Origin of the sequence: Cytobacillus stercorigallinarum, assembly GCF_014836495.1 — a bacterium.
Lineage (GTDB): Bacteria > Bacillota > Bacilli > Bacillales > Cytobacillaceae > Cytobacillus > Cytobacillus stercorigallinarum.
Genome location: NZ_JACSQT010000002.1, coordinates 599,848 through 621,966, shown reverse-complemented (window position 1 = coordinate 621,966; position 22,119 = coordinate 599,848). Strand labels below are relative to the sequence as shown.

General features: G+C 35.7%; 27 protein-coding genes. 18 read left to right on the top strand and 9 right to left on the bottom strand.

All coding sequences use genetic code 11. The features are described from left to right. Nucleotides 1-516 precede the first annotated feature (516 nt). Nucleotides 517-1,287 carry a Cof-type HAD-IIB family hydrolase gene (locus tag H9655_RS07600; protein ID WP_191812696.1) on the top strand — a complete coding sequence of 257 codons (771 nt, stop codon included), beginning with the start codon at nt 517-519 and terminating at the stop codon, nt 1,285-1,287. A 355-nt stretch (nt 1,288-1,642) separates the two neighbouring features. On the opposite strand, the gene def is transcribed toward H9655_RS07600, so the two are convergent. Both def and H9655_RS07590 read right to left on the bottom strand, forming a co-directional pair. Next, nucleotides 1,643-2,200 carry a peptide deformylase gene (gene def / locus H9655_RS07595; RefSeq protein WP_191812525.1) on the bottom strand — a complete coding sequence of 186 codons (558 nt, stop codon included), beginning with the start codon at nt 2,198-2,200 and terminating at the stop codon, nt 1,643-1,645. 213 nt (nt 2,201-2,413) lie between these two features. Further along, entirely contained in the window at nt 2,414-2,533 is a 120-nt protein-coding gene (locus tag H9655_RS07590) for a YjcZ family sporulation protein (protein ID WP_191812523.1), read from the bottom strand. 258 nt (nt 2,534-2,791) lie between these two features. Here H9655_RS07590 and H9655_RS07585 point away from each other — a divergent pair, with 258 nt between their 5' ends. From H9655_RS07585 to H9655_RS07555, 7 genes are all read left to right on the top strand, one after another. Then, nucleotides 2,792-3,454: a YkyA family protein gene (locus H9655_RS07585; RefSeq protein WP_191812521.1), complete on the top strand. Its 663-nt coding sequence runs from the start codon at nt 2,792-2,794 to the stop codon at nt 3,452-3,454. Nucleotides 3,455-4,034: 580 nt separating this feature from the next. Further along, nucleotides 4,035-5,150 carry a pyruvate dehydrogenase (acetyl-transferring) E1 component subunit alpha gene (pdhA, locus tag H9655_RS07580; RefSeq protein WP_191812519.1) on the top strand — a complete coding sequence of 372 codons (1,116 nt, stop codon included), beginning with the start codon at nt 4,035-4,037 and terminating at the stop codon, nt 5,148-5,150. A 3-nt stretch (nt 5,151-5,153) separates the two neighbouring features. Next, a complete protein-coding gene (locus H9655_RS07575) occupies nt 5,154-6,131 on the top strand; it encodes an alpha-ketoacid dehydrogenase subunit beta (RefSeq protein ID WP_191812517.1) in 978 nt (325 codons plus the stop codon). Between the two features lie 65 nt (nt 6,132-6,196). Further along, entirely contained in the window at nt 6,197-7,552 is a 1,356-nt protein-coding gene (locus H9655_RS07570) for a dihydrolipoamide acetyltransferase family protein (RefSeq protein ID WP_191812515.1), read from the top strand. A gap of 3 nt (nt 7,553-7,555) precedes the next feature. After that, nucleotides 7,556-8,965, top strand: a complete 1,410-nt coding sequence (gene lpdA / locus H9655_RS07565) for a dihydrolipoyl dehydrogenase (protein ID WP_191812513.1) — start codon at nt 7,556-7,558, stop codon at nt 8,963-8,965. A gap of 352 nt (nt 8,966-9,317) precedes the next feature. Then, the gene (locus H9655_RS07560) at nt 9,318-9,569 is read left to right on the top strand and encodes a hypothetical protein (protein WP_191812511.1); all 252 of its coding nucleotides are present in this window, start codon (nt 9,318-9,320) and stop codon (nt 9,567-9,569) included. A gap of 37 nt (nt 9,570-9,606) precedes the next feature. Next, a complete protein-coding gene (locus H9655_RS07555) occupies nt 9,607-10,449 on the top strand; it encodes a polysaccharide deacetylase family protein (protein ID WP_191812509.1) in 843 nt (280 codons plus the stop codon). Here the strand turns inward: H9655_RS07555 and H9655_RS07550 are convergent. Together H9655_RS07550 and H9655_RS07545 are read right to left on the bottom strand one after the other, a co-directional pair. Further along, a complete protein-coding gene (locus H9655_RS07550; protein WP_191812507.1) occupies nt 10,446-10,796 on the bottom strand; it encodes a hypothetical protein in 351 nt (116 codons plus the stop codon). The two genes, H9655_RS07555 and H9655_RS07550, sit on opposite strands and share 4 nt — an antisense overlap. Nucleotides 10,797-10,829: 33 nt before the next feature. Beyond that, nucleotides 10,830-11,270: a DUF1885 family protein gene (locus H9655_RS07545; RefSeq protein ID WP_191812505.1), complete on the bottom strand. Its 441-nt coding sequence runs from the start codon at nt 11,268-11,270 to the stop codon at nt 10,830-10,832. 143 nt (nt 11,271-11,413) lie between these two features. On the opposite strand from H9655_RS07545, the gene H9655_RS07540 reads away from it, so the two are divergent. Further along, complete coding sequence (locus tag H9655_RS07540; RefSeq protein WP_191812503.1) at nt 11,414-11,686, top strand: SAV0927 family protein; 273 nt, start codon at nt 11,414-11,416, stop codon at nt 11,684-11,686. A gap of 196 nt (nt 11,687-11,882) precedes the next feature. Then, entirely contained in the window at nt 11,883-12,008 is a 126-nt protein-coding gene (locus H9655_RS07535; protein ID WP_191812501.1) for a GapA-binding peptide SR1P, read from the top strand. Between the two features lie 188 nt (nt 12,009-12,196). Here the strand turns inward: H9655_RS07535 and H9655_RS07530 are convergent, their stop codons facing one another. Continuing rightward, nucleotides 12,197-13,666, bottom strand: coding sequence for an aminotransferase class I/II-fold pyridoxal phosphate-dependent enzyme (locus H9655_RS07530; RefSeq protein WP_191812500.1), 1,470 nt, complete (start codon nt 13,664-13,666; stop codon nt 12,197-12,199). Nucleotides 13,667-14,000: 334 nt separating this feature from the next. On the opposite strand from H9655_RS07530, the gene H9655_RS07525 reads away from it, so the two are divergent. After that, nucleotides 14,001-14,270 carry a UPF0223 family protein gene (locus H9655_RS07525; protein WP_191812498.1) on the top strand — a complete coding sequence of 90 codons (270 nt, stop codon included), beginning with the start codon at nt 14,001-14,003 and terminating at the stop codon, nt 14,268-14,270. 81 nt (nt 14,271-14,351) lie between these two features. On the opposite strand, the gene H9655_RS07520 is transcribed toward H9655_RS07525, so the two are convergent. After that, entirely contained in the window at nt 14,352-14,969 is a 618-nt protein-coding gene (locus tag H9655_RS07520; RefSeq protein ID WP_191812496.1) for a YktB family protein, read from the bottom strand. Between the two features lie 230 nt (nt 14,970-15,199). On the opposite strand from H9655_RS07520, the gene H9655_RS07515 reads away from it, so the two are divergent. After that, the gene (locus H9655_RS07515; RefSeq protein WP_095369670.1) at nt 15,200-15,394 is read left to right on the top strand and encodes a hypothetical protein; all 195 of its coding nucleotides are present in this window, start codon (nt 15,200-15,202) and stop codon (nt 15,392-15,394) included. Nucleotides 15,395-15,542: 148 nt separating this feature from the next. After that, the gene (locus H9655_RS07510) at nt 15,543-16,343 is read left to right on the top strand and encodes an inositol monophosphatase family protein (protein ID WP_191812494.1); all 801 of its coding nucleotides are present in this window, start codon (nt 15,543-15,545) and stop codon (nt 16,341-16,343) included. Nucleotides 16,344-16,402: 59 nt separating this feature from the next. Here H9655_RS07510 and H9655_RS07505 read toward each other — a convergent pair whose 3' ends face one another. Further along, entirely contained in the window at nt 16,403-16,588 is a 186-nt protein-coding gene (locus H9655_RS07505; RefSeq protein WP_191812492.1) for a DUF5325 family protein, read from the bottom strand. Nucleotides 16,589-16,805: 217 nt separating this feature from the next. On the opposite strand from H9655_RS07505, the gene typA reads away from it, so the two are divergent. The 5 genes from typA (at nt 16,806) to H9655_RS07480 (ending at nt 21,143) form a co-directional block, all read left to right on the top strand. Then, nucleotides 16,806-18,641 carry a translational GTPase TypA gene (gene typA, locus H9655_RS07500; RefSeq protein ID WP_191812489.1) on the top strand — a complete coding sequence of 612 codons (1,836 nt, stop codon included), beginning with the start codon at nt 16,806-16,808 and terminating at the stop codon, nt 18,639-18,641. A 78-nt stretch (nt 18,642-18,719) separates the two neighbouring features. Continuing rightward, nucleotides 18,720-19,034: a YlaH-like family protein gene (locus H9655_RS07495; protein ID WP_191812487.1), complete on the top strand. Its 315-nt coding sequence runs from the start codon at nt 18,720-18,722 to the stop codon at nt 19,032-19,034. A gap of 26 nt (nt 19,035-19,060) precedes the next feature. After that, nucleotides 19,061-19,342 (top strand): hypothetical protein, encoded by a 282-nt coding sequence (locus H9655_RS07490; protein ID WP_318245460.1) that lies wholly within the window; start codon nt 19,061-19,063, stop codon nt 19,340-19,342. Nucleotides 19,343-19,678: 336 nt separating this feature from the next. Continuing rightward, nucleotides 19,679-20,602, top strand: a complete 924-nt coding sequence (locus H9655_RS07485; protein WP_191812694.1) for a LysR family transcriptional regulator — start codon at nt 19,679-19,681, stop codon at nt 20,600-20,602. Then, nucleotides 20,589-21,143 (top strand): nucleotidyltransferase family protein, encoded by a 555-nt coding sequence (locus H9655_RS07480; RefSeq protein WP_191812483.1) that lies wholly within the window; start codon nt 20,589-20,591, stop codon nt 21,141-21,143. Before H9655_RS07485 ends, H9655_RS07480 begins: the two co-directional genes overlap by 14 nt. A gap of 41 nt (nt 21,144-21,184) precedes the next feature. On the opposite strand, the gene H9655_RS07475 is transcribed toward H9655_RS07480, so the two are convergent. Both H9655_RS07475 and H9655_RS07470 read right to left on the bottom strand, forming a co-directional pair. Beyond that, a complete protein-coding gene (locus tag H9655_RS07475; protein WP_191812481.1) occupies nt 21,185-21,385 on the bottom strand; it encodes a YlaI family protein in 201 nt (66 codons plus the stop codon). An 83-nt stretch (nt 21,386-21,468) separates the two neighbouring features. Continuing rightward, nucleotides 21,469-22,071, bottom strand: coding sequence for a YhcN/YlaJ family sporulation lipoprotein (locus H9655_RS07470; protein WP_191812480.1), 603 nt, complete (start codon nt 22,069-22,071; stop codon nt 21,469-21,471). Nucleotides 22,072-22,119 lie beyond the last annotated feature (48 nt).

Below are 22,119 nucleotides of genomic sequence, written 5' to 3'. Positions count from 1 at the left end.
TTAACTCAGATAATTTATAGACTAAGCCAAACATTGGTCTTATATACTTAACATCGTCGGATTTCTTAACACAATCTTATGTATTTACTTAGTTAAAGCGTTAATTGTATAATAAAATTAAATCAGTCTTAAGGCTTTCATCATCATGCCCATTCTTATTTATGTCTAAAACAGTGACTTTTTATTTTGCGAATTGCGATTTCATTTCTGTTTGTCATGTATGTAATTAAGTGTATTGATTATAAATTTACAATAATGAAGGAGCCCTCCGCAAGTTTGAAGGGCTCAAAATCCGTTTTTCACTACTATTTGTCATACTTTAAACACTTTTCGATTCAATTCCCTTAATCCTATTGTATACGATATGCGTGTAAAGTAAAGCCTTCGGTTAGAGTTTTAGTAAAAAATGTTATTGAATTGAAGTTGTTTGACATATTATACAAGAAGGTTATAAGGTTGAGTGGCAGGAATCGTAACAACGGAATCATTTATAATGTAGGTAGTAAAAGGAGTCATATGATGAAAATTGTATTTTTTGATATAGATGGGACATTGCTTAATAAAGATAATATTATACCAGATACAACGAAAAAAGCGGTCAAGCAATTACAGGAAAATGGTATTTATGTAGCGATTGCTACAGGCAGAGCTCCGTTTATGTTTAAGCATATTAGAGAGCAATTAGATATTGAGTCTTTTGTTAGTTTTAACGGGCAATATGTTGTATTTGAAGGAAACGTCATCTATAAAAACCCATTGAATAAAGATCAGTTGAGACAATTAGAGAAACATGCACACCAAAATGGCCATCCAATGGTCTATTTAAATGAAGAGACAATGAAATCATCTGTTTCTCATCATCCATACATTCAAGAAAGTATGGATAGCCTTGATTTTCCACACCCTGAAGAGGATGGCACTTTCTATGAAAAGAAAGAGATTTATCAGGCACTTGTTTTCTGTAAACATGAGGATGAAAGCCTATATGTGGACGGATATGACGACTTTGGATTTGTAAGATGGCATCGTGTATCTACTGATGTTGTCCCAACTGGAGGGACAAAAGCAGAAGGTATAAAAGAAATGATTAAGCGACTTAATATCAGTATGGAAGATGTATACGCCTTTGGTGATGGTTTGAATGATATTGAAATGCTTGAGGCCAGTGGTGTCGGTATTGCTATGGGAAACGCTTTACCGGAAGTTAAAAAAGTCGCAAATATGGTGACAGAACATGTAGACGAAGATGGGATATGGAAGGGTTTAAGAAAGGTAGAATTAATTTAAAAGTAGACTTAAGTAAAATTTAAATGAGGTTGGGACATAAGTATTCTAGCTAATGATTTATCCGAATGATTAGGAGTTATAGCATCTAATCATTCGGTTTTTTGTTGATTTGAACCCTTATATGAAAAGAATAGTGAAATGGAGCGGAAGACACTCGACCCTTGCGGGAAATAGAGGGAAAGCTGAGACACCACAGGCAATGCCTTAGGACGCTCAGCCCCTCCCCGCGGAAAGTGAGAGAACGTGAGCGCAATGGAACGGGATTTTTTGCAAATGATGTTTTAAGTTCAATTTGTTATTGTTCTTTTTTGAGGTTAGCTCATTTAGTTATGTCCCAGCCTCATTTCCATGTCCTTCACATTCTCTCTATCGCAATGGCATTCTCAATAGGTTTGAATGGGTCTTGTTGATTTATATGATCATAAAACATTACGCCATTTAAATGATCAATTTCATGTTGGAAACAAATAGCAGGTAACCCTTTTAATCTTATTTTAACTTCCTCATTGTCAATAGTATATCCTTTAACTGTAACTCGTGCATACCTTGGAACAAATCCTTCAATTGCTTCATCAACTGAAAGACAGCCTTCACCAGCAGTTAAATACGCCTTCTCAACTGAATGGCTAATGATTTTGGGGTTAAAGAGTGCATAACTGATTAAGTTGTTTTTTTCATCTGTACAATGAACGGCAATCATTCTTTTCGAAACATTTATTTGTGGAGCTGCTAACCCTATTCCTGGCCGTAATCCATATTGCTCCGCAATGGAAGGTTTTTGACTATTTTGTACGTACATCATCAATTCGTTTAATAGTTTCTTGTCCTCTGAAGAAGCTGGTAACATAACCTCTTCGGCTACTTCCCTTAACACGGGGTGACCATCTCGGACAATATCATTCATCGTTAACAAAATCTCAACACTCCTTGAAAAGTTAAATATCATGTTTTTATATTTAAAAGATCTATTGAAAAGTTTTGTGAAATAAGGATTGCTTATGTTCCCTATCTTTTCAATCGACAAAGTAATGAAATAAGTTTACCAAACAATATTGAAAAAGTTAATCTAATCATTTTACTTAATTTGTATGTAAAGGTGTAGATATTATCTACACCCTCGCAAATACTAGTTCCAAAGAGCTGCCCCTACAATAATTAGTAAAATAAAGAGGACGATAATTAAGGCAAATCCACTTCCTCCACAACCGTATCCGCAACCAGCATTACCGTATCCATAGCCATACATAGTTTATACCTCCAAGTTTTTTTCATTTTCATCCATAGCGGACGATTAGTATAGGCTATGACCATAGAAAGCAAGTTGTATGGGCCAGCGCCTAATGCATAGTTAAAAATAACAAGAATATATATAGTACAAGTTAATAATTGTAAAATGTTTAAAGTATCGATATAGTAGAAGTGATAAACGACAAATTTTTTATAATTAGACAAGTTTATGCAAGAGAGATACATAATAGTCTATACGAATTGAGGGAGGGATAGGATGTATAAGAAAGTAAAGCTCATCGGATTAACAATGGTCGCAAGTATCATTTTCCTAGGTGGTTGTAGTCAAAGTCCGAAAGAAGAGCTGCTAAATACGTTAGAGGATGTTGCACAAGCTGAACAAGAATTTAAAAATCAACAGGAGCCTCTTGTAGAAATTGAGAAAAAAGAAAAGGAAATTTATGATCAAATTATTGCCTTAAGTATGAAAGAATTCGATCAAATTAAAGAACTTTCAAATGAGGCGATTGAGCTTGTTAATGAAAGACAAGACTTAATGAAAAATGAAGAAGAAAGCATTACAGCTTCGCAAAAAGAGTTCGAAAAAACGGATAAGCTCATTAATAAAATTGAAGATGATGATTTAAAAAAGTCAGCTAATGAATTATATGATGTGATGATGCAACGTTATGATGTACATAGTGAATTATATAAACATTATATGAATTCAACAGAAATGGACATCGAATTGTATGAGCTATTTAAAAAAGAAGATGTCACGCTAGAACAGCTTGAATCCCAAATTGAGAAGATTAATCAATCATACGAAAAGATTGTAGAAAACAATGAAACATTTAATGAGAAAACGGAAGAATATAATGATAAGAAGCTTGTATTTTATAAAGATGCTGGCATAGAAATTGAAGAGGAAAAAGAATAGTATACAATTAATAGAGAATATGACAACGAGCAAATTCAATTATGGATTTGCTCGTTGTTTGTTTTATATTATCTTATCAAAAACTTTACTGTTTTTTAGTGAGAGAGATAAATAATTACGCCAAAACTTTAACAGGATTCATTCCGACTATATCAATACGCGAAGAAGTAAGTTATTTAATAATAAAAATAGTCGAATTATAACTCTTTTTATGAAAATTATCTTTATTATAACAGATGGGTAAAACCTCTTTTTTTATAGTACAGATTAAAACAGTTAAAGTTTTAAATTTTCATTTATTATTTTTCAAATTGATTTAAAACCAAAAAAATAAAGGTTTTCACAATTGACGAATGAAAAACCTTATATTAAAATGAATGCAAACGAAGAAAAGTGTGTCATATATTTTTGTGATACAACTAGTACAGTTTGAAGAAAAGAAGTTATAATAATAAAGACGTTTTTTTTGTTGGTATTTGTGGAAAACTATACTATATGTTGTCATCAGACAAATATAAACGTGATATTCTCCATTTGATAATCAATTAAGCGTTTTTAAAATAAGAAAGGGTGACTTTTTATGGCTTCAAAAACGAAAAAGGCTAGTTTAGATGTAAAGAAGCAACTTGAAAAAGTAGAAGATCAATTTGAAACACTGCAAATTTTGGATGAAGAAGGTAAAGTTGTTAATGAATCAGCAATGCCTGATCTAAAAGATGAGCAATTACAAGAACTAATGAAACGTATGGTGTATACACGTATTCTTGACCAACGTTCCATTTCTTTAAATAGACAAGGTAGACTGGGCTTTTATGCGCCAACTGCTGGACAAGAAGCATCACAACTGGCTTCACAATTTGCTTTAGAGAAGGAAGATTTTATTCTACCTGGATATAGAGATGTTCCTCAAATCATTTGGCATGGCCTACCGCTTTCACAAGCTTTTTTATGGTCTAGAGGTCATTTCGAAGGTGGTAATATTCCAGAGGATGTCCATGTGATTGCACCACAAATTATTATAGGTGCACAATACATCCAAACTGCCGGAGTAGCATTAGGCATTAAGAAACGTGGCGAAAAGAAAGTAGCCATTACTTATACTGGTGATGGTGGAGCTTCACAAGGTGATTTCTATGAAGGAATTAACTTTGCTGGTGCGTTCAAAGCACCTGCTATTTTCATTGTACAAAACAATCGTTTTGCCATCTCCACACCTGTAGAGAAGCAATCTGCTGCTAAAACAATTGCACAAAAAGCGGTTGCTGCAGGTATTCCTGGTATTCAAGTGGATGGTATGGATGCTCTAGCTGTTTATGCTGCTGTTAGTGAAGCACGTGAGCGCGCGATTAACGGTGAAGGGCCAACATTAATTGAGACATTAACTTATCGTTACGGTCCTCACACAATGGCTGGCGATGACCCGACACGTTACAGAACAAGTGATCTCGATAATGAATGGGAAAAGAAAGATCCACTTGTTCGTTTCCGTAAATTCCTAGAAGGCAAAAACCTTTGGAATGAAGAGATGGAAAACGAGGTCATTGAAAAAGCAAAAGAAGATATCAAAGTGGCTATTAAAGAAGCTGATAACACACCAAAACAAAAAGTAACTGACTTAATCAATATTATGTATGAAGAAATGCCTTATCATCTTAAAGAACAATATGAAATTTATAAAGAGAAGGAGTCGAAGTAAGCCATGGCGCAAATGACAATGATCCAAGCAATCACTGATGCACTTCGTACAGAACTTAAGAATGACCCGAATGTATTAGTATTTGGAGAAGACGTAGGCGTAAACGGTGGAGTTTTCCGTGCTACTGAAGGTCTTCAAAAAGAATTCGGCGAAGAGCGTGTATTTGATACACCACTAGCGGAATCTGGAATTGGCGGTCTTGCAGTTGGACTTGGTTTACAAGGCTATCGCCCAGTACCTGAAATTCAATTCTTTGGATTTGTTTATGAAGTAATGGATAGTATTTCCGGACAACTTGCTCGTATGCGCTATCGTTCAGGTGGCAGATATAATGCCCCAGTTACAATTCGTTCACCATTTGGTGGCGGTGTACACACTCCAGAAATGCATGCTGATAGTTTAGAAGGATTGATGGCTCAACAACCAGGTTTAAAGGTCGTTATTCCATCTTCTCCATACGATGCAAAAGGCCTGTTGATTTCTGCGATTCGAGATAACGATCCTGTTATCTTCTTGGAGCATATGAAATTATATCGTTCATTCCGTCAAGAAGTACCGGAAGAAGAATATACAATTCCACTTGGTAAAGCTGAAGTGAAACGTGAAGGTAAAGATATTTCAATTATTACTTATGGTGCAATGGTACATGAAGCATTAAAAGCGGCTGATGAGTTAGAAAAAGAAGGCCATTCAGCAGAAGTGATTGACCTTCGTACAGTTAGCCCAATTGATATTGAAACAATCATTGCTTCAGTTGAGAAGACAAACCGAGCGATTGTTGTACAAGAAGCACAAAAACAAGCTGGTATTGCAGCAAATGTCGTAGCTGAAATTAACGACCGTGCGATTCTTAGCTTAGAGGCGCCTGTCTTACGTGTAGCAGCACCGGATACTGTGTTTGCTTTCCCACAAGCGGAAACAGTTTGGTTGCCGAACTATAAAGACATTATTCAAACTGCAAAAAAAGTAATTGAATTTTAAATAAAATCGGGGGCGTGGCCCCTAATTTCTATAATAACTATGATACAATAGGATGGTGAATTTAATTGGCATTTCAATTTAGATTGCCTGATATCGGTGAAGGTATCCATGAAGGCGAAATCGTCAAATGGTTTGTAAAAGCTGGTGATGAAGTTCAAGAAGATGATGTTCTTTGTGAAGTTCAAAATGATAAAGCGGTAGTTGAAATCCCTTCTCCTGTAAAAGGAAAAGTAGAAGAGATTCACGTAGAAGAAGGTAGCGTGGCCACTGTTGGACAAGTACTTATTAGCTTCGATGCACCTGGTTATGAAGACTTAAAGTTTAAAGGTGACCATGAAGATGAAGAGTCTGAGGAAAAGAAAGAAACAGAATCTCAAGTTCAAGGAACTGCTGAAGAAGGTAAAAGTGTAGAAAAAGAGAATACAGCTCCTAAAGAAGAAGACAAAAAAGAAGGAAAAGTAATCTCTGAAACAAACACGGATCCTAATCAGCGTGTTATTGCTATGCCTTCTGTACGTAAATTTGCAAGAGAAAAAGGTGTAGATATTCAACAAGTAAGCGGTAGTGGAAAAAATGGACGTGTGTTAAAAAAGGATATTAATCAATTCTTAGAGGGTGGAAACGAGCAACAAGTTGACACCGAGTCTCAACAACAAGAAGCTTCAGTTGAAAGTAAAGAAGTGGAGAAATCCCAAACTCAGTCTATTCCTGAAGGAAGCTATCCTGAAACACGTGAAAAAATGAGTGGAATTCGAAAAGCAATTGCTAAAGCAATGGTTAAGACGAAGCAAACGGCTCCACATGTGACACTAATGGACGAAATCGATGTAACAAAATTAGTTGCTCATCGTAAGAAGTTCAAAGAGGTTGCCGCAGAAAAAGGTATTAAATTAACATTCTTACCTTACGTAGTCAAAGCCTTAACAAGTGCATTACGTGAATATCCAGTTCTTAATACTTCATTAGATGAAGAAGCGGGAGAAATCGTTCATAAGCATTATTACAATATTGGTATCGCTGCTGATACTGATAGAGGCCTACTTGTACCAGTGGTTAAAGATGCTGACCGCAAATCAATTTTCACTACGTCAAATGAGATTAATGAATTAGCTACAAAAGCAAGAGATGGCAAACTTTCAGGAAGCGAAATGAAAGGTGCTTCTTGTACGATAACAAATATCGGCTCAGCTGGTGGTCAATGGTTTACACCACTTATTAACCAACCAGAAGTAGCTATTTTAGGTATCGGTCGTATTGCTGAAAAAGCAATCGTCAAAGATGGAGAAATTATCGCAGCACCAGTTCTAGCATTATCATTGAGCTTTGATCACCGCATCATCGATGGCGCAACTGCTCAAAATGCACTAAATCACATCAAGCGTTTACTAAATGACCCAGAATTATTGCTAATGGAGGCGTAAGAAATGGTAGTAGGAGATTTCCCAATTGAAACAGATACTATAGTAATTGGTTCAGGTCCAGGAGGATATGTGGCAGCCATTCGTGCCGCACAAACTGGACAAAAAGTAACAATCGTAGAAAGAGGTGAAGTAGGAGGCGTATGCTTAAACGTTGGATGTATTCCATCTAAAGCATTGATTTCTGCTGGTCACCGTTATGAAACGGCTAAAGAATCAGAATCAATTGGTATTACAGCTGAAAACGTAAAAGTAGATTTCTCTAAAGTCCAAGAATTTAAAGCTGGTGTAGTTAAAAAGTTAGTAGGCGGGGTTCAAGGCTTACTTAAAGGGAACAAAATTGACATTGTTAAAGGTGAAGCGTACTTTGTTGATGCAAACACTTTACGTGTAATGGATGACAGTTCCGCACAAACATACACTTTCAAAAATGCGATTATTGCAACTGGTTCAAGACCAATTGAACTACCAGCATTTAAATATTCTAAACGTGTATTAAATTCTACAGGGGCGCTAGCGCTTGAGGAAATTCCTGAAAAAATCGCTGTCATTGGTGGCGGTGTAATTGGTGTCGAGCTTGGTGGTGCATACGCAAGCTTTGGTTCTCAAGTAACCATTCTAGAAGGCGCAGATGATATTCTTCTAGGTTTTGAGAAACAAATGACAACACTTGTGAAAAAGAACTTAAAGAAAAAAGGTGCAGAGATTATTACTAAAGCATCTGCAAAATCAGTTGAAGAAACTGAAAATGGCGTAAAAGTAACTTATGAAGTAAAAGGTAAAGAAGAAGTTTTAGAAGCTGATTACTTATTTGTTATGGTTGGTCGTCGTCCTAACACAGATGAACTTGGCCTTGAGCAAGTAGGTGTGAAAATGTCTGATAAGGGCGTTATTGAAGTTGACAAACAATGCCGTACAAATGTCAATAGCATTTTTGCTATCGGTGATGTTGTCGCTGGACCTCAACTAGCGCATAAAGCTTCATATGAAGGAAAAATTGCTGCTGAAGCAATTGCTGGTGAACCGTCTGAAATTGACTATCTTGGCATTCCTGCTGTTGTATTCTCAGAACCTGAACTTGCTACTGTAGGATATTCAGAAGCACAAGCAAAAGAAGAAGGTCTTGAGTATACAGCTGCTAAGTTCCCATTTGCAGCAAATGGCCGTGCATTGGCTCTTGATAGCACAGATGGTTATGTGAAGTTAATTACTCGTAAAGAAGATGGATTAGTAATCGGAGCGCAAATCGCTGGTGCAAATGCATCTGATATGATTGCTGAGCTTGGCTTAGCAATTGAAGCGGGAATGACTGCAGAAGATCTTGCGATGACTATTCATGCCCATCCAACTTTAGGTGAGATTACAATGGAAGCAGCAGAGGTTGCTCTAGGTACACCTATTCATATTGTAAAATAATTATTATATCAACAACTGTTTATATGATGAACTGCATCACAAATGTTTGCTACATTTGCTGGTGCAGTTTTTTTGTTAAAGAAAGTGACTGTTTAAGGTGAAGTTCCCAGAATCCAAAAATTTCAATCATGGCTAAGAGTAACATATGTTATATCTGACAATGTAAGACATAGCAGATATATATAGTAAATCTCACAACGACTAAAATTTTCCATGAAATTAGCACTTCTTTTACTTATTGAAATAATAAGGAAGTTTTTGGTATGTGTTGTATGATACAATGGAAATATCGTTCTGTTCGCTTGCATACAATGATAGAAATAAAAAGTGGACTTTTCAGGATGGTGAGAGTATGAGGCTATATATGGTCGTTATGTTACAGTTAATCATTTGGAGCGGTTATACATTTGTTGAATGGTTATCTAAATATGACCAATTCAGTATAAAGGTCATCATCCTGCTTATATTTGTTTATTTTGCGATGGTATTGGGTAATCGTTTATTACATTCAAACATGAGAACAGTATTAGCTACATTTATAAGTATTAGTGTATATTTATTTTTCTATATTTTTATGTTCTACATAGATGATCTAATAAGATAACTTTTAACTAAAGAATTGCGTGAGAGGAATGAATGAGATGAAGAACAGTTTTTTCGTTTTATTACTTAGCTTTGTTTTGGTTGTTACAGCATGTGGTAATGAAGAAAAAGAAACAACGAATGAGCCAAAAGACGATGAGGCGATAGAAGAAACAAAGAATGAGGAAGAAACGATTGCAAAAGAAGAAGAAAAGGATGAAGATGTAACTGAAGAGAAAGAGGCAGAAGTTGATGTTCAACCATCCTATATCGTTAATGAAAAAACATGGAAGGTTGAGCCGATAAAAGATGCTAATGATAAAGTGGTATTGTTAACGATTGATGATGCACCGGACAAGCATGCATTGGAGATGGCAAAAACATTAAGTGAAAAAAATGTGCCAGCTATTTTCTTTGTCAATGGTCATTTTCTACAAAATGAAGAAGGTAAAAAGACATTGAAAGAAATTGCTGATTTAGGTTTCCCGATTGGAAATCATACATATCACCATGAAAACTTAACAGAAATTTCAGAAGAGAAACAAAGAGAAGAGATCATATCCTTAAATGATCTAGTGGAAGAGATTATTGGAAGTAGACCGCAGTTTTTCAGAGCTCCGTTTGGGGCGAACACAGACACTAGTTTGAGAATCGCTAAAGAAGAGAAAATGATACCAATGAATTGGACTTTTGGCTATGATTGGGAAGCAGATTACCAGTCAAAAGATGCATTAGAAAAGATCATGGTAGAGACCCCTTATTTGAGTAATGGAGCCATTCTATTAACACATGATCGTTCATGGACCAATGAAGCATTGGAAGGAATGATTAACGGTATACAAGAGAAGGGCTATGAGTTTCTAGATCCAAACAAAATACAAAAAGAAAAAGAGGCAGCTTAAGGCTGATCCTCTTTTTCTTTTCTTGTTGCCCGTCCATTAATAAATCGTGAAGTAATGGAGTAGATTGAGAAGAATAATAGAAAGTAGCTTAAAATGTTTAAAAGAAATGGAATCCATTGAATACTCGTCTCAGCGTCCAGTGGAGATGTAAATTCTATAACTTTCGGATAGGATGAGGAATCGTCTGAAACGGTTACGCTCTGTTTGGCATACGGAAATGGACCGCCAAACAAAAATGATTGTTCTAATGTTTCTGGCACATCTTCGAGATATTTACTAAAAATAAATGGCGAGATAAATGTGAAAATAAGTGCGATGATTAAAATGAATATGACTGGTTTTCGCATGAAGATTATAACCCCTCTAGTTGAAGTATTTTTTCATTGTAGTTTTCTTTTGTAATAGTACATGACTCTTCCATTGAATAGATGGAGCTCGGCTTGTAACTTTTTAGCGAGAAATTTGCAATATTCGTTTGCTTTTCCTTTATCGCCGAACGTCGCTCCTTCAGGCAATGTAAAGCAAATATTTGTTTGAATCCTCGGTGTATTATCATGATCCATTATTTTCTCTTTTTGAATAGAGATAAGTATAGCACGATATCTTTCTTTTTCAGAATAGAGAGTAATTTGTTCTGCTTGTTTTTCATTAGAATCAATGATTTCATACGGGAAAGCAGCTTGACCATATGTCCAATCAACCTGATCTCCAGTTTTCGCGGTGATGTCTTTATAATATAGAAAATATTCTTTTAGTTCAGTTGTTGTAATTGTGTCAATCTTCGATGCAGGCACTAGCTTAATCGATGCATATGCATTCATTTAAAAAGCCTCCATTCAAAAATCCTATAGTTATACACTATATCTATTCTATCACCAGTGAAATATATGTGACAATGAAAATGTTGCATAGAAATCAAAGATAAATTATAATAATATTCAAATTATTCAAAAGGAGGGTGGATATGAAGTTTTTAAAACAAATGTATGATGATTTAGAGGACGTACATGCCAGATTTGTCGGCTTTTCTTCTTCTATTACTCGCTACGATTTTGCCATTTTTTCGGTCCCTTTCTTTACGAAACCCCTTGTGGTTTGCTTGCAGACGAGTTGTTCTACTCTCCTCGATATAAAAGATCTTGATGATCGCCATTACCTCCAAAAAGCTTTTCAAATTGAAAGTAATGAACAAACAGCTGAACTTATTCAATTCTTTAAAATTGAATTAAATAAGTAAGGTTGTAGATAAATCAAGGTTAATAAGGTATAAGAAATCAGCTATTGTGCTGATTTCTTTTTTTTATAACGATATTTAGTATGTCTTATTTAATCGTTAATTAGTAAAAAAAGGGCTTGATAAGATAAATAGTATGTATTATTATAATATATATGATGTAAACGATTACAATTAATGATGAAAGGATGGATGAAGAATGGGTACCATCGTTTGTCAAATATGTGACGAAACTATTGAAGTTTTTGAAGATGAAAAGGTGTCAGTTTTATACGGTCAATGTGGTTGTAAAAATGAGCATAACAAGATGCACATTGAAGAATAGATGATATATTAAACGGGTCAATCATTATAATAAACAGAGAGCAAATGCCATAGATTTTATCTATGGCATTTCTTTTGTAGCTAAAGGGTACTTCTCATAATATTTTTCATAAAAAATGCGAATCAAATATGTCATCTGATTCGCAATGGAAATGTAAAACTAAGACCAATAGCATTTTATCTCCAGTCTTATTTTATCGCTTTATGTTCTTTGATTACTCGAATATATTTAAAATCATAATCCTCTGGGCCTTGGACAGGTAGTCCGGCTTCCATATTCGTTTTTATATAATTTAGGTTTTCCCTTGTAATAATTTCCCCAGGAGTGAAAATAGGAATGCCTGGTGGGTAAACCATGATGAATTCAGCAATAATCCTACCTTCTGATTCTTCAAAAGGAACAAGTTCACTATCCGCATAAAATGCGTCTCTAGGAGACAGTGCTAATAATGGAATATTTGGTAATAACACTTGCGGATTTACTTTCGCTGCTTTTCCATGTCTTTCTTTAGATAACTCTTTTAAGGCATGAATAAGCTTATCTGCATCACTTTTTGCATCACCTGGTGTGATGATGCAAAGGATATTGTATAGGTCAGATAATTCAACTTCAATATGGAAATGCTCTCTTAACCATACTTCTACATCAAACCCACTTATGCCTAAATCTTTCACAGATATGATTAATTTTGTAGGGTCGTAATTAAAGGTTGCATTTGTACCAAGAATTTCTTTACCTACACAATAAATATGTTCAATTTCGTTTAACTCTTTCCTCATATATTGAGCAAGCTCAATGGTTTCCTCAATAATTGCTCTACCTTCAGTGGCTAAACGTTTTCTCGCAACATCTAATGAGGCAAGAAGCAAATAAGAGGTAGAAGTAGTAGTTAGCATGCTTAGAATGGACTGTACCCGTTTTGCTGACACTCTCTTACCCTTTAAGTTGAGAATGGAGCTTTGCGTCATAGAACCACCTAGCTTATGGACGCTCGTAGCTGCTAAATCTGCACCAGCTTGCATGGCAGACAATGGCAGTTCATCATGAAAATGAATATGAACACCATGTGCTTCATCTACTAATACGGGAATATCGTAAGAATGAGCCAAATCAACAATTTCCTTTAAGTCACAGGCAATTCCAAAATAAGTAGGGTTAATAACAAGTACCCCTTTGGCATCTGGATGTTGTTCTAACGCTTTCTCAACGGCATCAGTTGTTATACCGTGAGAGATTCCTAACTCTTTATCGACGACGGGGTGGATAAAGATAGGGGTTGCGCCTGCAAAGATAATGGCAGACATAACCGATTTGTGCACATTTCTTGGTACGATAATTTTTTCTCCAGGGCCGCAAACAGCCATAACCATCGTCATAATAGCACCACTCGTACCTTGTACGGAAAAGAATGTATGGTCAGCACCAAAGGCTTCAGCTGCTAAGTCTTGTGCTTCTTTTATGATGCCTGATGGCTGATGCAGGTCATCTAGTGGACCGATATTTATCAAGTCAATCGAAAGTGCATTTTCTCCTATGAAGTCCCTGAAATCAGGATCCATTCCTTTTCCTTTTTTATGTCCAGGAATATGAAATTGAATCGGATCGCGTTTTGCGTGGGAGAGAAGTCCATTAAATAATGGTGTTTCTTTTTGAGACAATAAATTCACACCTCTTTAAACAATCAATTTTGCAAACAAACAAGTGAATTATAGCATTTATCCTTCAGTCTGCATAGAAAGATAAGCAAATATTTTTCTGGCGAATACTTTGCATTCCATTTGTTAGGAAATATAGTTAACAGTACATAGTCTTAGAGGATTCGATTATGATTATGAATTGATTCATATAAGTGGATTATTCCCATACTAAGAGAGAAGCGCATCGACTAAATAATCTCTGCGGTTATTTTTTGGGATGCCAAAATTTAGCATACTTGCTCTTCTTCGCTAACTCCCGTACAATCAGCATGTAATCTAAGTGAGAGGTGTTTATATGGAGTATCAATATCCAATGGAAAGCGATTGGTCAACAGAAGAAATTATAGATGCGATTGCTTTTTTTCAAGCAGTTGAAAAAGCTTATGAAAAAGGAATTCAACGTGAGGATTTCATGGCAGCTTATCGTCGCTTTAAAGAAATTGTACCGGGCAAAGCCCAAGAGAGAAACCTTTGTAATGATTTTGAAGAAATAAGTGGGTATTCTTCTTACCGCACGGTTCAAATGGCAAAAAAAGCAGACGAGGGTAGTAAAATTAAAATGTAAAAGAAGAAGCAGTAAGAGATAAGTCTGAGTCTCTTACTGCTTTTTCCTTTTGGTAAAAGGATTAAACGATACTGAGGTTTATTACAATTGATAGAGGGGTATAACTTTTTTAAAAACACTCTCTGTGTAAGTAATAAACTCAGAACCAGAAAGTTTAATCGCTTCTTCTTTTGGCATATTTATACCACAGAGTAACTCTGCTTTTTTGACATTTTGAAGTCGAATAAACATGTTTTCTAGTTCTTCCTTTGTAAGATCGCTATGTTTGATCACCTCTGGTTTCGTGTGATCTAATGACCAAACGAAGTCTTGTGGTATTTCATCATAGATTTCATTTATTTTGGTTTGCAACTTTTCAGCAATTTCAACTTTATTTGGTGCTTCATATATAACGGCAAACCAGATAAATACATGCGTTTCCCACAGACCAATCTGAAAGTGAGGAAGCATCTTATAGCCTCTTGGATTATTGGCGAATGCGACCCAAGTATCATTAGGTGGATTTTTTGTTCTTCTCGCATGCTTAGCTACATGAGGAGACATTTCATCACCCGTTTCTGCAGAGAGAAAAGGAGAAAATGTTTCTCCAAGTGCTTCAAGTTTGGGTCTTACTGTTGCAATTAATGCTTCCATTCTTTCTTCTAAACCATCAATTGTAAAAACATCGAAATCCTCTTTCTTAAATCCATTAAATGTCATTTGTAAACACTCCTTAAACCGTCTGTCTATGTCGCATATTGTAGCATAAAAGCAGGAGTGATAACCAATTTAGTACATCAAAATAATAATCAATTGGGTGAAAACATCTTCTTCATAGGTAAACGTACAATTTTGTTGCACTGTGAAAAGAAGCTTCATATGATAAAAGTAAAAATAATCAGAAAATTTGCTTTGGGAAACTACTATAATGAAAAGGGGTGCACTGTCTAATGAAGCAGCTAATTAATTCAATCAAAATGGCTACATTTGAGAAAGAAAGAACGGCAGTATTGCGATTAGAAATGGATTATGAATTAGCAACACTTTTTGAAGCTTTAGAACTGAAAGATGAAGAGGAAGTAAAATCTACAAAGAAAAAGCTTGAAAAAATCAGACAGGAACTTCTCAAGCTTAATGCATTTTAAGTGTGATAAATAAAGATGATAAAAGCGAACTTTACAGCAAGTAGTTAAGTTCGCTTATTGCTTTTTAAAGTAGTTCACTTGAAGTATTGCTTTTTTTTCGTTAAGCTAATGGTATTTTATACCGCTTAATAAAGAGTGGAGGATGAAAATGACTAATTGGAATGAAATACATAAACTAGCCACCACATGGGTGAAGGAAGCTGGAGAGAGAATTAAAGCTTCATTTAGTGAGGAGTTAACCATTGCAACAAAATCTCATCGTAATGACCTTGTCACTGATATGGACAAAGCAACGGAGCAATTCCTTATTGGTAAAATACATGACCATTTCCCATCACATCGAATCTTAAGTGAAGAAGGTTTTGGTGATAAATTTGCGGATGTAAGTGGGGTCATTTGGGTGATTGATCCCATTGATGGCACAATGAATTTTATTCACCAACAAAGAAATTTTGCAATTTCCATCGGTGTATTTCAAGAGGGAGTCGGTAAAGTCGGGATGATTTATGATGTGGTACATGATGAAATGTATCATACGATTAGTGGTGAAGGTGCATATATGAATGACACGAAGCTCAATCCATTAACTGAGGGTGAAGTGAAAGATGCAATAATTGGAATCAACGCCACTTGGGTAACAAGTAATAAACGAATTGATCCTAATTACCTGAGCCCCTTAGTTAGGGATGCAAGAGGAACAAGATCGTATGGATCTGCAGCGCTTGAATTGGCATATGTTGCATCAGGCCGATTGGATGCTTATATTAGTTTACGACTCGCCCCGTGGGATTATGGTGGCGGCATGATTTTAATTAACGAAGTAGGGGGCATAACGACTAATTTAAAAGGAGAAGCCTTAAAGATTACGCCTCAAACGTCAGTATTTGTTGCACGGCCGGGTGTACATGAAGAAATCCTTCAGCAGTATTTAAACGGTGGAAATTGGTAAATGAAAAAATGGTGCCAGGCTTGTCCAGTTGGCACCATTTCTAATTTGTGATTTAGACTTTATAATTCTCCATTTTCTCGCATTTTTTTCTTTAACGTAAAGCCGCATCCCATAACAGCAACGATACCTACGATACATAGAAGAAATCCAAGCATACTTCTTTCCCCAATAGCAATACCAATTCCGCCGATACATATAGCCGCAGCAATCGCACAAGCTAATAATGGCCATTTAATATTTTTCATTTTTATCCTAACCTCCAATTTTGTACATTGGATACCTTAATCGTCCACAAAACTTATTTTACACAAAAAGAAGTTAGTTTTCTACAATATATGTGATATAATGTATCAGTTAAAGTATGAAGGCAATGATTTTTAGTCAAAAATGAAAAGAAAATAAACTGATTATATATCTTCACATAGTAAGAAGGTTTACACAATCAGCTAGGAGGAAACATAGTTGAAACATAGAGATGATATACGTAATATAGCGATTATCGCCCACGTTGACCATGGTAAAACAACTTTGGTTGACCAATTATTAAAGCAATCTGGAACATTCCGTACAAATGAACATGTAGAAGAACGCGCAATGGATTCCAACGATATTGAGAGAGAGCGTGGAATTACAATCCTTGCTAAGAATACAGCTATTAAATATCAAGATACGCGTATTAATATACTTGACACACCAGGGCACGCTGACTTTGGTGGCGAAGTAGAACGTATTATGAAAATGGTTGATGGTGTATTACTTGTAGTTGATGCATATGAAGGTTGTATGCCACAAACGCGATTTGTATTAAAAAAAGCATTAGAGCAAAATTTAACTCCAATAGTTGTTGTTAATAAAATCGATAGAGACTTTGCTCGTCCTGAAGAAGTTATTGATGAAGTCATTGATTTATTTATTGAATTAGATGCGACTGAAGAGCAATTAGAATTCCCTGTTGTTTACGCTTCTGCTATTAATGGAACAGCTAGTCTAGATCCACAAAAACAAGATGAAGATATGAAATGTTTGTATGAAGAAATTGTCAATAATATCCCAACACCAATCGATAATAGTGAAGAACCTTTACAATTCCAAGTAGCACTATTAGATTATAATGATTATGTAGGACGAATTGGAATTGGCCGTGTATTCCGCGGAACGATGAAAGTGGGCGAACAAGTTGCGTTAATGAAGCTTGATGGGTCTGTTAAACAATTCCGTGTAACAAAAATGTTTGGTTTCTTTGGTTTGAAACGCCTTGAAATTCAAGAAGCAAAAGCAGGAGACTTGATTGCTGTCTCTGGAATGGAAGATATCAATGTTGGGGAAACAGTTTGCCCTGTAGACAACCAAGACGCTCTTCCTGTATTACGAATCGATGAACCAACATTGCAAATGACTTTCCAAGTGAATAATAGTCCATTCGCTGGTAAAGAAGGAAAATATATTACGGCAAGAAAGATCGAAGAACGTTTGCATGCACAATTACAAACAGATGTAAGCTTAAGAGTTGAGGAAACGGATTCACCTGATGCATGGACAGTCTCTGGTAGAGGTGAGCTTCACTTATCTATTTTAATTGAAAATATGCGTCGAGAAGGCTTTGAACTTCAAGTTTCTAAACCAGTTGTTATTATTAAAGAAATTGATGGCGTTAAGTCTGAACCAATTGAACGCGTTCAAATTGACGTACCTGAAGAATATACTGGTGCGATTATGGAATCTATTGGTGCGCGTAAAGGTGAAATGCTAGATATGGTTAACAACGGGAACGGTCAAGTGAAATTAATTTTCCATGTCCCTGCTCGTGGATTAATCGGCTATACAACTGAATTCTTGACACAAACTCGTGGTTATGGAATCATCAACCATACTTTTGACAGCTATCAACCAATGATGCAAGGTCAAGTAGGTGGTAGAAGACAAGGGGTTCTAGTTTCCATGGAGAGTGGAAAAGCATCTACTTATGGTATCATGCAGGTAGAAGACCGTGGTACAATATTTGTAGAACCAGGCACAGAAATTTACGAAGGTATGATTGTTGGTGAGCATACACGTGAAAATGATTTAGCTGTTAATATTACAAAAGTGAAGCATGCAACGAATGTTCGTAGTGCAACGAAAGATCAAACGTCAACCATTAAAAAGCCAAGAATCATGACGCTTGAAGAAGCACTAGAATATTTAAATGACGATGAGCTTTGTGAAGTAACACCTGAATCAATTCGTCTTCGTAAAAAAATTCTGGATAAAAACGAACGAGAAAAAGCAGCTAAAAAGAAAAAATACGCTGAAGCTTAAGTACACATAGTCACTCGAAAAAAAGGAGGTAATTCATATTGCCTCCTTCCTTAATACATACTAAGGAGGATTTAGAGCATGATTGAAGATCGCCTTTCCTTTTTTGCAGCACTATATAAAGTTCATGAGAATTCAGATCTAGGGATGTGGTTGTTGTATCTCACCATTGTTGCCCTTTGTATTATTGTCTTTAAGTTAGGATTTGCTAAAAAGCTCCCTATACTTAAATCAATTATCATTTACGTATTCTTATTTATGGGATGTACAATGCTTACTTTCTTAGGGGTATTTTTACCAATTGCAGAAGGACTTGTCGTTGCTGCAGTCATTTTAATTATTTATAAAATCCGTCTTCATCAAGAAAAGAAACAACAAAGAGCCAGCGCGGAATAATGAATTGGGGGAGATTTTAATTGAACGTGCATGATGCTATTTATAATTGGCTAACAATTAAAGTTGTGACAGATGCGAGACCAGAGGATGAAGCAGCAACCGAAACAGAAGAAATGTTTTTACAAATGTTGAAAAGTGATCATGGCATTAACGAAATCCAATATGAAAAAGCTGATTTATTCTATCATGTATCTTATCTTGATAATGAAGAGAGTAAGTCAACTAAATATCCGATTGAATTAATAGAAGTGATGTTAAAACAAATTTTAGCAGAACCCGAAAAATACAAAAACTTCCCCACAACATAAAGAAAGAACGCCACTCCAATGTGGCGTTTTTTATTGCATTGAAGTAAGGAATTTTTGGATACAAAGGTTTAAATAGCAGATTAATGAGGTGAAGCTATTCAATCGGCTCAGAAATAGAGAAAAGAGTAGGAGTATCAAAACTGGTCTTCGCACTGAAAATATATTTTCGAACATAGTAACCAAAACCTGCCTTAAAATAAAGGTTACTGGACAACGATATGCATCCCATGGCACATCCATACAGAAATAGAATCACTATGTACATATGTACAGCTAGCTTCCTTATCGTTAAAATAAGATAATAAACATGATGTTCTATAAAGAAGGTGTCCATCAATAGATATTCAACATTTAAAATATTTTGTTGCAGTTGCGAATGAAGGAAGTTTTACTAAGGCGGCAGATAAAATGTTTGTTTCACAGCCGACTATTAGTAAGATGGTTAAAGGGTTAGAAGAAGAGTTGGCGGTTGTTTTATTTGAAAGAAATGGGAGGACAATTAAGTTAACAGACGTTGGTGAAAGGATTTACAATCAATCGCAGAATATAATTGATTCCTTTGCAAACCTTACAGATGAAATTGATCAGCTTAAACTGTTACAAACAGGCACAATTCAATTAGGCATGCCACCTATGGTAGGTGCAAGTTTTTTTCCTGCTGTTATTTATGCTTTTCGGAAAAAATATCCTAGAGTTAAAATCGAAATTATTGAGGACGGAGCAAGAGCATTAGAGGAAAAGGTGAAAAAAGGCATGATTGACATTGGTGTATCTGTTCTGCCTATGAATAGTGAACACTTTGATTATATTCCTTTCGCTTGTGAAAACTTAAAAGTAGTTGTGCCCATTAATCATCATTTGTCACAAAAGGAAACAGTGCGACTGCAAGAGTTAGCGAATGAAAGCTTTATCTTATATCGAAAAGATTTTACCTTACATGAAAGAATTATTGTCGAGTGTGTCCGTTCTGGATTTCAACCAAAGATTGCCTATGAGAGTGCGCAATGGGATTTTATAAGTGAGATGGTTGCTACAGGGCTTGGTGTAGCCTTATTACCTGAAAGTATATGTAAGCGTATTGATGGTAAACTTCAAACGATACCATTGATTGAGCCAGCGATTCCATGGGACCTTGCTATGATTTGGAGAAAGGAACATTACTTATCTTTTGCTGCTAGAGAGTGGGTGGCGTTTTGTAGTGAGTGGTTTAAAGAAGGGTTGGAAGAAACTTTTGGGGAGGAAATAGATGATTCGAAATGAAGGAGATATTTTGCAGTTAATTAGAGATGATGAAGAAATGATGGCCGTATTAAAAGCAGTTAAACAACTGCAATTACCTGATTGGTGGATTTGTGCTGGTTTTGTTCGCTCAAAAGTCTGGGATACCCTCCATCATTTTCAAGAAAGGACACAATTGCCTGATGTTGATGTAATCTATTATGATAATCAGCAATTGAATGAGAACATTGAAAAACAGTATGAAAAAAAATTACATAAAATACTTCCACACATTCCTTGGTCAGTTAAGAACGAAGCGAGAATGCATTCTGTTAATAGCCTGCCGCCTTATCGATCCTCAGAGGACGCTATTGCAAAATTTCCGGAGACAGCCACCGCGATTGGAGTAAAGTTGGATAGTGAAAATCAATTAGTCATAACAGCACCATGGGGTATTGAAGACCTCATTCATCTTCGTATCAAACCGACTCCTTTTTTTGCAGCATCGAGGGAGAGAATGCAATTATATGAAAGCAGAATGATTTCAAAAGGTTGGAATAAAAGATGGCATTTTGTTCAATGAAATGAACCCCTCCGTTTTCTCATTAACGGAGGGGTTTTAAATCACCATTCTTCTTCTTCTTGTTTACTTCTATACAATTTAAAATTCCCAGTAGCTGCTCTTTCATTAGTCTTTGTTGTTATTCTGTCATTGCATTCAACACACATATAGGTGTGTATAGGTCGGTTTCTTAAACGTTTTGCTTCATATGATTCATTATCAATTGCTTCAATTTTATCACAAATAACACATTGTACTTTCATTTATATACATCCCTTTTCTAATAAACAACCATTTTCCTTATTATAAACTAGCTGTTTTTGAAAAGAAAGGATGCCGTAGTGAATTACTTATGATTATTCGATTGTTCTTCTTGATGTTTATTTAATTTATTTGATTCTTGCTCATTAAGCTGTTCTTTCGATTCTTCCGTTTCTTCTGATTTATTCGGTTCAACGATATCAGCAGGTACTTCAGGCATCAATCGACCAGATATATCAGCTAACTCATTTAAAATCCCTGTGATCGGGTGGCCATTTTCCACATCTTCTGTTACTTCCTGTAGCCTGGCATATAAATCAGGATCGGCAATAATTACAGCATTCGCACCGTAGGGGTCATGCTTTAAGCTTTCAGCAACTGCATATTTAATCGAGCCAACTTCAGAACGCTCAACGTCTTCATCAATATCAATGCCTACGATGCAATAGTCACCTAAAACGACAGCAGTTACATCATTCACATGACGATTATCAGAAGCTAATGTGGCTAAGTGCTTAGAAGTCTCTTGTCCAGTTAATACTTCTTTTTCAGAAATGGTACTATTTTTCACATTGACCGTATGAGGTGTATCTTTATCATTTTGTGAAGATTGTGCGTTATTTTGTGCACCACACCCCGTTAAGTTGAGTACGATAAATAATGATAGTAGAACGTAAAAGTACTTCATTTTACTACCTCCATCAAGATTAAACATAAAAAAAAGTAAATGTTTATA

Excerpts from the sequence above, each read along its gene's own strand:
- H9655_RS07600 (WP_191812696.1), top strand. The coding sequence starts at position 517 with ATGATGAAAATTGTATTTTTTGATATAGATGGGACATTGCTTAATAAA.
- H9655_RS07590 (WP_191812523.1), bottom strand. The coding sequence starts at position 2,533 with ATGTATGGCTATGGATACGGTAATGCTGGTTGCGGATACGGTTGTGGA.
- H9655_RS07585 (WP_191812521.1), top strand. The coding sequence starts at position 2,792 with ATGTATAAGAAAGTAAAGCTCATCGGATTAACAATGGTCGCAAGTATC.
- pdhA (WP_191812519.1), top strand. The coding sequence starts at position 4,035 with ATGGCTTCAAAAACGAAAAAGGCTAGTTTAGATGTAAAGAAGCAACTT.
- H9655_RS07575 (WP_191812517.1), top strand. The coding sequence starts at position 5,154 with ATGGCGCAAATGACAATGATCCAAGCAATCACTGATGCACTTCGTACA.
- lpdA (WP_191812513.1), top strand. The coding sequence starts at position 7,556 with ATGGTAGTAGGAGATTTCCCAATTGAAACAGATACTATAGTAATTGGT.
- H9655_RS07560 (WP_191812511.1), top strand. The coding sequence starts at position 9,318 with ATGAGGCTATATATGGTCGTTATGTTACAGTTAATCATTTGGAGCGGT.
- H9655_RS07555 (WP_191812509.1), top strand. The coding sequence starts at position 9,607 with ATGAAGAACAGTTTTTTCGTTTTATTACTTAGCTTTGTTTTGGTTGTT.
- H9655_RS07550 (WP_191812507.1), bottom strand. The coding sequence starts at position 10,796 with ATGCGAAAACCAGTCATATTCATTTTAATCATCGCACTTATTTTCACA.
- H9655_RS07545 (WP_191812505.1), bottom strand. The coding sequence starts at position 11,270 with ATGAATGCATATGCATCGATTAAGCTAGTGCCTGCATCGAAGATTGAC.
- H9655_RS07540 (WP_191812503.1), top strand. The coding sequence starts at position 11,414 with ATGAAGTTTTTAAAACAAATGTATGATGATTTAGAGGACGTACATGCC.
- H9655_RS07535 (WP_191812501.1), top strand. The coding sequence starts at position 11,883 with ATGGGTACCATCGTTTGTCAAATATGTGACGAAACTATTGAAGTTTTT.
- H9655_RS07525 (WP_191812498.1), top strand. The coding sequence starts at position 14,001 with ATGGAGTATCAATATCCAATGGAAAGCGATTGGTCAACAGAAGAAATT.
- H9655_RS07520 (WP_191812496.1), bottom strand. The coding sequence starts at position 14,969 with ATGACATTTAATGGATTTAAGAAAGAGGATTTCGATGTTTTTACAATT.
- H9655_RS07515 (WP_095369670.1), top strand. The coding sequence starts at position 15,200 with ATGAAGCAGCTAATTAATTCAATCAAAATGGCTACATTTGAGAAAGAA.
- H9655_RS07510 (WP_191812494.1), top strand. The coding sequence starts at position 15,543 with ATGACTAATTGGAATGAAATACATAAACTAGCCACCACATGGGTGAAG.
- H9655_RS07505 (WP_191812492.1), bottom strand. The coding sequence starts at position 16,588 with ATGAAAAATATTAAATGGCCATTATTAGCTTGTGCGATTGCTGCGGCT.
- H9655_RS07495 (WP_191812487.1), top strand. The coding sequence starts at position 18,720 with ATGATTGAAGATCGCCTTTCCTTTTTTGCAGCACTATATAAAGTTCAT.
- H9655_RS07480 (WP_191812483.1), top strand. The coding sequence starts at position 20,589 with ATGATTCGAAATGAAGGAGATATTTTGCAGTTAATTAGAGATGATGAA.
- H9655_RS07475 (WP_191812481.1), bottom strand. The coding sequence starts at position 21,385 with ATGAAAGTACAATGTGTTATTTGTGATAAAATTGAAGCAATTGATAAT.
- H9655_RS07470 (WP_191812480.1), bottom strand. The coding sequence starts at position 22,071 with ATGAAGTACTTTTACGTTCTACTATCATTATTTATCGTACTCAACTTA.